The sequence below is a fragment of the Arthrobacter sp. NPDC056493 genome (genome assembly GCF_042795115.1).
Classification (GTDB): Bacteria; Actinomycetota; Actinomycetes; order Actinomycetales; family Micrococcaceae; genus Arthrobacter.
This window is the reverse complement of the sequence record NZ_JBHTSL010000040.1, coordinates 40,881-48,703: the sequence shown is the minus strand read 5'-3', so window position 1 is coordinate 48,703 and position 7,823 is coordinate 40,881. Positions and strand designations below refer to the sequence as shown.

Here is a 7,823-nt window from a genome sequence, read left to right as displayed (position 1 = left end):
GGTCTTGACGGACCGGGGTCCGCCAGCGCGCCCGCTTAACCGCCTTCCTGGGTACCCCGGGCAGCCTCTGTGCGGGGGCGCGCAACAAGTGAAAGAGTGATGCCATGACTGAACAAACTGCGGCCCCCTACGGCCGGATGCTATACGGCTGCATGGGCCTCGGCGGGGACTGGTCGACCGAGCCCCACGAAATCACCGACGTCGAGGCCGCGGCCGAGGCGATCGATGCGGCGCTGGACATCGGCGTCACGCTGTTCGACCACGCCGACATCTACCGGCACGGAAAATCCGAGGCGGTGTTCGGCGAGGTCCTTGCCGGCACCAGCGGGCTGCGGGAGCGCATCCAGCTGCAGACCAAATGCGGGATCCGGCTGAACGAGCGGGGGCTGGAGACCCACTACGACCTGAGCGCGGACGCCATCATCGAGCGCGTCAACGGCAGCCTCGAACGGCTGCGCACCGACTACGTGGACATCCTCCTGCTGCACCGCCCGGATCCGTTGATGGACCCCGCGGAGGTGGCGGCCGCCGTCGGGAAGCTGATGGCGGAGGGCAAGGTGCGGGCGCTGGGTGTGTCCAACATGTCCGCCGCCCAGATCGGGTTCCTCCAGGACAGCCTCGAGACCCCGGTGGTGGCCAACCAGCTCGAACTCAGCCTGCTCAAGCGCGACTGGCTGGAGAGCACCGTGCTGGTCAACCATCCCGATGCCCACAGCTACAGCTTTCCGCACGGGACGCTGGAGTACTGCGCCCGGCAGGGGATCACGCTGCAGGCCTACGGTGCGCTGGCCCGCGGCCACTACACCGGCAACCCGCCCGAGAGGCCCACTCCTGCCGAGAACGCCACGGCGGCGCTGCTGGCGGAGATGGCCCGGGAGAAGGACACCACCGTGGAGGCGGTGCTGCTGGGGTGGCTGATGAAGCACCCGGCCGGGATCGCGCCGGTCATCGGCTCCGCCAACCCGGACCGGATCCGTGCCTGTGCCGGGGCCGCCCGCGCCGCCGAGGCCATGACCCGGGCCGAGTGGTACCGGCTGTGGGTCACGGCCCGGGGCAGCAACATCCCTTAAACCCATGTAGGTCGCAGCTGAGGGCGTTCCCAGTGCTGGGAACGCCCTGTGCTGCGACCTACTTGGGCCGAACAACCTTAGGGCTGAACCATCCTAGAGCGGGGCGATCTCCGAGTACGTGGAGGCATCACCCTTCAGCGCCTGGCTCTGCTTGCCGTCCACGCTCACCGGGATGTCGCCGGCGATGGTGACGCGGTTGAGCTTGCGCGGCTGGCCGTCGTAGTTGTCCGGTGCGTAGTGCTGGGTGATCCGGTTGTCGAAGAGCACCAGCTGGTTGGGCTCCCAGTTTACGCGGACCACGTTCTCGGGACGGGTCACGTAGGCCTGGAGCAGCCGGATGATGTCCTTGGACTCGGTGTTGGACAGACCCACGATCCGCAGGCGCTGCGCGAAGCCCCCGATGAACAGTCCGCGCTCGCCGGTCAGCGGGTGGACGCGGACCACGGGGTGGGCCGTCTCGAACTTGAGCCGGGTGAACTCCTTGCGGCGCTCTTCGGCGTTGGCGTGCTCCAGGTTCTTGGGCACCGAGTAGTCGTAGTCGTTGGTGTGGATTGCCCACAGGGTGTCGGCGAAGTTCCGCAGCTCGTCCGGCAGGTCGCTGTAGGCGCCGGCGGAGGAGGCAATCAGGGTCTCGCCGCCGTAGGCCGGCAGGTCAATGCTGCGCAGGGTGGACGCCTGCGGCGGGTTGACCACGAACGTGACATCGGTGTGCCAGTTGTTGGCCGAACCGTTCTCGCTGTCCACCGGCAGGACGTTCTCCTCGCCCTCCACGGACGCCACGGTGGGGTGCGCCTTGGTGAGCGGGCCGAAGTGGCTGGCGAACTTCACCTGCGCCTCGTCGGAGAGGATGTTGGCTTCGCGGAACACGAGGGCCTTGTGCTCGTTGAGGGCCGCGCGGATCTCTGCAACGGTCTCTGCGGACAGATCGCCGCTAAGGTCCAGGCCGCGGATTTCGGCGCCGATGCGGGAGCCCAGCTTGGAGAATTCGAGCTTCGTTTCGGTAATGACAGTCATCGTTCTTTCCTCACTTCGTGCTGCGGTTAGTTTGAACTCTTGGATCGGGCGGTTTACTTTGAACCGGTCAGGAGACCGTTGAACTCGTTGGTGTACAGGCTCTTGGCGTCGAGGTCGGACTTGATGATGCCCACGGACTTCAGGTACTCCTCCCAGCGGGTGAAGTCCTCGTCCTTGATCTCGCCCTTGGCGGGGACGCCGACGCTCTTCCAGTACTGCAGGGCGGCCGGGTTCTCGTTGCGGCCACGGTCCTTGAGGATCTTGGTGAGCCGGGCAATGACATCCTTGCGTGGCGTGGCGCGCTCCCACTCGATGGCCTTGGCGACGCCGGTGGTGAAGGTCCGGACCGTGTTGGGGTTCTGGGCGATGAAGTCTTCGCGGAAGACGTAGGGTCCGCCGGCAAAGGTGCCGAACAGGTCGAAGTCGCTGAAGACGGACCGCAGCCCGCCGGCGGCGACGGCCTTGTCCTGCAGGATGCTGCCCAGGGCCCCGGCGTCCACCTGCCCGCGGCGGATGGCTTCCTCCGTGTCGTTCGGCGGCACCACCACCAGCTGGACCTGCTTGATCTCCTCGTCGCTGAGACCGTTCTTGCGGAGGTACGTGTTGATGACGGCCTCGGAGTGAGCGCCGAGGGTGTTCACGGCGATCTTCTTGCCGATGAAGTCCCGGGCGGTCTTGATCGGGCTGTCTCCCTTCACGTAGTAGCCGTTGAAGGTCTTGCTGTCCTCGCCGTAGTAGTTGATGACGGCCTTTACCGGCGCGCCGGCTTCCTTGAGCTTCACCACGGCGCCAGCGAAGGCGCCGCCGAAGTCCGTCTGGCCCGTCGCTGCGGACTGGATATCCTGCGGGCCGCTGATGGTGTTGCCCACCCAGTTCAGCTTGACGTCGCCCAGGTAGCCGAGGTCCTGCGCCAGTTCGGGAAGGGTGACGTTGTTGGCCCAGCCCTGGTAGCGGAGCTCCTTGACTTCATTGGCGCCGGGAGCTCCGGTGCCGCCTGTGTTATCGCCGGCGGCGCTCCCGCCGCAGCCGGACACCGTCAGGGCGATGACGACGGCGGCCGCAGCACTCAGGATGGTCAGGTGTCGTTTCATTGGGGGGTTCCTTCAGGGGGTTGGTTGGCTTGTTGGCCAGGTTCTTGGCGGCCGCTGCAACGGCCGATGGATAGATGTAAGCGCACTCGACAGGACGCGGGAAAGTGCCCGGGTCACGGCGGGAAACCGTTGGAAATCCGCGGAAACACGGCGCAACAGCGGGTCATGAGGCGCCCCGTTGCGGACGGTGAATCGGTGTGACGGGCGGTGCCGGGGAGCCGCGCCGGCGGGGGTACACTGCCCCTTTTGTTCGTATTGGTCTGCCCTGTGGAGCTGATCTGCGTCGCGCATACGGGTGCCCGCCCGATACGGTAGAACCATGACGTCTATTTCCACCGCCGAGATCACCCGGCAAGAACGCAACATCCCCGCCGAGATCGCCCGGTCGTGGCTGCTCGTCAACGCAATGAAGACCGAACTCTTCGACCAGTCCGCCGTGTCCCGTGCGGACTCGATCATCCTGGACATCGAAGACGCCGTTGACCCCTCGCAAAAGGACGTCGCCCGCGAGAACGTGGTGAACTGGCTCTCCGCCGGCGGCCAGGCGTGGGTGCGGATCAACGACGCCACCAGCAAGTTCTGGGCCGACGACCTCGCGGGCCTGCGCGGCACGCCGGGGCTGCTCGGCGTCATGCTGGCCAAGACGGAGTCGGCCGACCAGGTCACCGAGTCCTTCCACCGCATGGACGGCAAGACTCCCGTCATCCCGCTCGTTGAATCCGCGCTCGGCATCGAGGAAGCCAACCACATCGCCAAGGCCCAGGGCGCATTCCGCCTGGCCTTCGGATCCGGCGACTTCCGCCGCGACACCGGCATGGCGAACACCCAGGAGGCCATGGCCTACCCGCGTGCCAAGCTCGTCGTCGCCAGCCGGGTGGGCAACCTGCCCGGCCCCATCGACGGACCCACCGTGGGTACCAACCACCCGATCCTGCGCGAGCAGACCGGCGTCACGGTGATGATGGGCATGACCGGAAAGCTCTGCCTGGCCATCGACCAGACCAGCGTCATCAACGAGGTCATCAGCCCCACGCCGTCGGACGTCGCCTGGGCCACCGACTTCATGGCCGACTTTGAGGCCAATGGCCGCGTCATCCGTGACGGCTCCGACCTGCCCCGCCTCGGCCGCGCAGAGAAGATCATGAAGCTCGCGGTAGCGTTTGGCGTGCAGCCCGCGCTCTAAGCGCCATCAGCATCACCAGGAGGCCCCGTGACAGATACCCGTTATCTGGTGCACGGGGTCTTTTGGGATGGGCCGCCGGCCGTTTCCGCAGCGTCCGACGGCGGCAGTCCGGCTCTGCGCCTCCAGCACCACTGCGGCGGGTTCAGTGAGATGATGCTCGACGCCGGCACCCGGCTCGGGTTCCGGGTGGCGGACGGCGCCAGGCACTGCCTCGGCCACACCAGGGTTTTCTCCGCAACCGAGCGCCGGCACGTGACGTGCCCGGACGGTGCCCACGCGGTCCGGGGCAGCCAGTGCGAGCCCTGCCAGTTCGCTGACGATACCCGGCTGATCCACGACTTCCACCGCGGCGGACGGGTTCCTGCCGGCCTGCGGGACTATCTGATGCAGCCGCACTGGCTCTACGTCGCCACGTTCGCCAACGGTGCCAGCAAGATCGGGACGGCCTCGCAGCCGCGTAAATGGAACCGGCTGGCTGAGCAGGGTGCGGTGGTTGCCCGTTACGTCGCCCTGGCGGAGGACGGGCGGGTGGTGCGCGTCCTGGAGGATTTGGCCACGAGCGAAGCCGGTCTTGCCCAGCAGGTGCGCGGCGCGGCGAAGGCCGCCGCCCTGACGGCCCCGCTCCCCGGCGTCGAGCTTGACCGCCTCAACCGGCGCCGCGCGGAAGACGTGCGGACGCTGCTGGCGGGCACCGCCGTCGGGGGTTTCACCATTGTGGATGAGCAGTGGGTCCGCCCGGCGCAGGCTGTGGCCATCTGCGCGGCCGCTTCCCGGCACGCCTATCCGCACGGGATGCACGGGGGAAGCCACGGCTTCACCCTCAAAGCCCTGTGCGGAGCCCACGGTCTGGCCGGCCTGGACGGCTCGGAGCTGGACTTCGTGGTGAACCTCGGGCTGTTGAAAGGGCGGCTGGTGGAACCGGGGGAGTACAGCTCGGAGGTGCCGGCGGTGCAGGAAGCCCTGTTCTGAGGACGCCGTTTCTGGGGGCGCGCAGCCTGACTGGGTAAACTGGCACGGTGCTGCACGAATTCTGGGTCACCGCGCCCAAGTCCTACAAAATCCTGGTCTTCACCGCGATGGGCCTCATCGCCGTGGGCCTCATCCTCAACATCGCCGGCAATGTCACCGCCAACCGGGGGCTCATGATCGGGTCCCTGCCGGTGATCGGTGCGGGCCTGGTGCTGCACATGGTGGGCCTGGTGGTCCGCGGCCAGAGTGTGCGGAAGAACATCCCCAAGTAGGAAACCCGCGCGCCGGCCCCGATAGGCTTGAACCCATGACTATCAATCCGGACCTGCAGGGCCGAAGCTACCCTGCCGCAGAGGTGTATGACGTCGGCCGCGAGAAAATCCGCGAGTTCGCCCGCGCCGTCAAGGCCACCCACCCCGCCCACTTCGACGTCGACGCCGCACAGGGCCTGGGCCACCCCGACCTCGTGGCACCGCCCACGTTCGCGATCATTATCGCGCAGCGCGCCGACGCCCAGCTGATCGAGGACCCGGAGGCGGGCATCGACTTCTCCCGCGTCGTCCACGCCGACCAGCGTTTCACCCACCACCGTCCGATCTTTGCCGGTGACCGGCTCGTCGCCGAGCTGCACGTCGACGGCGTGCGCGCCATGGGCGGCGGCGCCATGATCACCACCCGCAGCGAGATTTTCGCACTGACGGACGGGGACGGCCGCGAGCCGGTATCCACCACCAAGTCATCCATCCTGGTCCGCGGAGAGGGACAGTAGCCATGAGCCCCACATTCGAAGAACTCAGCGTCGGCCAGGACATCGGCAGCCGCAGCATCGGGGTGACCCGGCAGGACCTGGTCAAGTACGCCGGCGCCTCCGGCGACTTCAACCCCATCCACTGGAACGAGGCCTTCGCCACGGGCGTGGAGCTTCCCGGCGTCATCGCCCACGGCATGTTCACCATGGGTGCCGCCGTGCAGCTGGTCAGCGACTGGGCCGGTGACCCGGCCGCCGTCGTCGATTACCAGACGCGTTTCACCAAGCCGGTGCTGGTCACCGACACCACGGGAACCGGTGACGCCGGTGCCGTGATCGATGTCAGCGGCGCCGTCGGCGCGCTGGATGCCGAGGCGCGCACCGCACGCGTGGACCTCACCGTGGTGTACGACGGCCAGAAGGTCCTCGTGAAGGCCCAGGCCCTCGTCCGGTTGGCGTGACGTGATGCTGTCTTGAGTTCCACCGCCGTCCAGGCGCGGGAGTCACCCTGTGGCGCAACGCGTCCTGGGTCTCGCGCCTGCCGGCGATCCGCGACGGCCTTGGCCTCACGCCCCGGTGGCCCGCAAACTTCCCTAGTTTTCGGTTAGCTTCCCTGAAGTTACTTGATGTCACTTGAAGTTACTTACTTTCCCATAGGCTGGACTGGTGACTCCCACAATGCTTTCCGATCTGACCACGGCCGCCGTCGGCGGTCCTGCCGGCACATACGTCGAGGCCCGCACCGAGGCCGAGATCATCGAGGCGGTGCGCGCCGCGGACGCCGCCGGGGAGCAGTTGCTGATCATCGGCGGCGGCTCCAACCTGCTGATTTCCGACGACGGGTTCCCCGGGACCGTCCTGAAGATCGCCTCGGAGGGCTTCACCGTCAGCGCGGAAGACTCCTGCGGCGGCGTATCCGTGGTGGTTCAGGCCGGCCACAACTGGGATGCGCTCGTGGAACACGCCGTGCTCCACGCCTGGTCCGGGCTCGAAGCCCTGTCCGGGATCCCCGGCGCCACCGGCGCGACTCCAGTGCAGAACGTCGGCGCGTACGGCGCGGACGTCTCGCAGACCATTGCCGCGGTCCGCACCTGGGACCGGGAGCGCAACGCGGTGCAGACCTTCACCAGCTCGGAGCTGAAGTTCGGGTACCGGGATTCGATCCTCAAACAGACCACCGTCAACGGGTCTCCGCGCTACGTTGTGCTCACTGTCGAGTTCCAGCTTCCGCTGGGCCGCATGAGCGCACCCGTCCGCTATGCCGAGCTGGCGCGGGTCCTGGGCGTCGAGCAGGGTCAGCGTGCCTACTCGAACGACGTCCGCCGCGAGGTTCTGCGGCTGCGTGCCTCCAAGGGCATGGTGCTGGACCCGGCGGACCGTGACACCTACTCCACGGGTTCGTTCTTCACCAACCCGATCGTTCCGGCCGAGGCGGCGGCAGGGCTTCCGGAGTCCGCGCCGCAGTACCCGGGCGGCGCTGACGGCCAGGTCAAGCTGTCTGCGGCCTGGCTGATTGAACACGCAGGCTTCGGCAAGGGCTTCGGGCTGGAGGACGGGAGCGTCTCCGGCGGCCGGGCCTCGCTGTCCACGAAGCACACCCTGGCCATCACCAACCGCGGCTCGGCCAGCGCCGCCGACATGGTAGCGATCGCACGCGAGGTGCGCGCCGGCGTCGTCGGGCGTTTTGGCATTGAACTGCACCCCGAACCGCTCCTGATCGGCCTCACGCTGTAGCGTTGCGGCCGCCC

9 protein-coding genes are annotated in these 7,823 nt (G+C 67.5%); 7 read left to right on the top strand and 2 right to left on the bottom strand.

The window, feature by feature from the left end; translation table 11 throughout:
- Positions 1-104: 104 nt before the first annotated feature.
- Positions 105-1,070: an aldo/keto reductase family oxidoreductase gene (locus ACFQ50_RS16100; RefSeq protein ID WP_377996650.1), complete on the top strand. Its 966-nt coding sequence runs from the start codon at positions 105-107 to the stop codon at positions 1,068-1,070.
- A gap of 93 nt (positions 1,071-1,163) precedes the next feature.
- Here the strand turns inward: ACFQ50_RS16100 and ACFQ50_RS16095 are convergent, their stop codons facing one another.
- A complete protein-coding gene (locus tag ACFQ50_RS16095) occupies positions 1,164-2,084 on the bottom strand; it encodes a TauD/TfdA dioxygenase family protein (protein ID WP_377996649.1) in 921 nt (306 codons plus the stop codon).
- A 53-nt stretch (positions 2,085-2,137) separates the two neighbouring features.
- On the bottom strand, positions 2,138-3,175 hold the full coding sequence (locus ACFQ50_RS16090; RefSeq protein WP_377996648.1) for an ABC transporter substrate-binding protein: 1,038 nt from the start codon (positions 3,173-3,175) through the stop codon (positions 2,138-2,140).
- 319 nt (positions 3,176-3,494) lie between these two features.
- Here ACFQ50_RS16090 and ACFQ50_RS16085 point away from each other — a divergent pair, with 319 nt between their 5' ends.
- The 6 genes from ACFQ50_RS16085 (at position 3,495) to ACFQ50_RS16060 (ending at position 7,809) form a co-directional block, all read left to right on the top strand.
- A complete protein-coding gene (locus ACFQ50_RS16085; RefSeq protein ID WP_377996647.1) occupies positions 3,495-4,358 on the top strand; it encodes an HpcH/HpaI aldolase/citrate lyase family protein in 864 nt (287 codons plus the stop codon).
- A gap of 27 nt (positions 4,359-4,385) precedes the next feature.
- Positions 4,386-5,327 carry a DUF2797 domain-containing protein gene (locus ACFQ50_RS16080; RefSeq protein WP_377996646.1) on the top strand — a complete coding sequence of 314 codons (942 nt, stop codon included), beginning with the start codon at positions 4,386-4,388 and terminating at the stop codon, positions 5,325-5,327.
- Positions 5,328-5,374: 47 nt separating this feature from the next.
- On the top strand, positions 5,375-5,599 hold the full coding sequence (locus ACFQ50_RS16075; protein ID WP_377996645.1) for a DUF3188 domain-containing protein: 225 nt from the start codon (positions 5,375-5,377) through the stop codon (positions 5,597-5,599).
- Positions 5,600-5,634: 35 nt separating this feature from the next.
- The gene (locus tag ACFQ50_RS16070; protein WP_003803911.1) at positions 5,635-6,096 is read left to right on the top strand and encodes a MaoC family dehydratase N-terminal domain-containing protein; all 462 of its coding nucleotides are present in this window, start codon (positions 5,635-5,637) and stop codon (positions 6,094-6,096) included.
- 2 nt (positions 6,097-6,098) lie between these two features.
- Complete coding sequence (locus ACFQ50_RS16065; protein WP_377996644.1) at positions 6,099-6,536, top strand: MaoC family dehydratase; 438 nt, start codon at positions 6,099-6,101, stop codon at positions 6,534-6,536.
- A gap of 205 nt (positions 6,537-6,741) precedes the next feature.
- Entirely contained in the window at positions 6,742-7,809 is a 1,068-nt protein-coding gene (locus ACFQ50_RS16060; protein ID WP_377996643.1) for a UDP-N-acetylmuramate dehydrogenase, read from the top strand.
- The last annotated feature ends 14 nt before the right edge of the window (positions 7,810-7,823 follow it).

Excerpts from the sequence above, each read along its gene's own strand:
- ACFQ50_RS16100 (WP_377996650.1), top strand. The coding sequence starts at position 105 with ATGACTGAACAAACTGCGGCCCCCTACGGCCGGATGCTATACGGCTGC.
- ACFQ50_RS16095 (WP_377996649.1), bottom strand. The coding sequence starts at position 2,084 with ATGACTGTCATTACCGAAACGAAGCTCGAATTCTCCAAGCTGGGCTCC.
- ACFQ50_RS16090 (WP_377996648.1), bottom strand. The coding sequence starts at position 3,175 with ATGAAACGACACCTGACCATCCTGAGTGCTGCGGCCGCCGTCGTCATC.
- ACFQ50_RS16085 (WP_377996647.1), top strand. The coding sequence starts at position 3,495 with ATGACGTCTATTTCCACCGCCGAGATCACCCGGCAAGAACGCAACATC.
- ACFQ50_RS16070 (WP_003803911.1), top strand. The coding sequence starts at position 5,635 with ATGACTATCAATCCGGACCTGCAGGGCCGAAGCTACCCTGCCGCAGAG.
- ACFQ50_RS16065 (WP_377996644.1), top strand. The coding sequence starts at position 6,099 with ATGAGCCCCACATTCGAAGAACTCAGCGTCGGCCAGGACATCGGCAGC.